1 protein-coding gene is annotated in these 279 nt (G+C 67.7%); it reads right to left on the reverse strand.

The window, feature by feature from the left end:
- A partial coding sequence (locus AC1RPR_RS08780) for a hypothetical protein (protein ID WP_481763568.1) occupies positions 1–198 on the reverse strand: 198 nt, incomplete at its 3' end.
- Positions 199–279: the final 81 nt, after the last annotated feature.

Below are 279 nucleotides of genomic sequence, written 5' to 3' on the forward strand. Positions count from 1 at the left end.
GCCTTGCGCCGCGGCCCGGAACCCGCGGCCGCACAGCGCTGCTCCGAGCGCACCGATGAAGCCGAACACGAACAGACTGACGCAGGAGATCACGAAGCCCCAGATCGCGAGCCGACTGAACGGCGGTCGCTGAACCGGCTGGGTCGCTGGGACCTCGGCGTTCGACGGCTCGGCTGCGACGAACCCGGACTCATCCATTGTCAGTGTCTCCCCTCATGCGACGCATCGCGTCGGCTGGGATGACTGTAGCCGAAGTCGCGCGCAGGCTCCCGGCTTATC

It is taken from the genome of Dellaglioa sp. CoH-57-MRSF-22 (assembly GCF_056781895.1).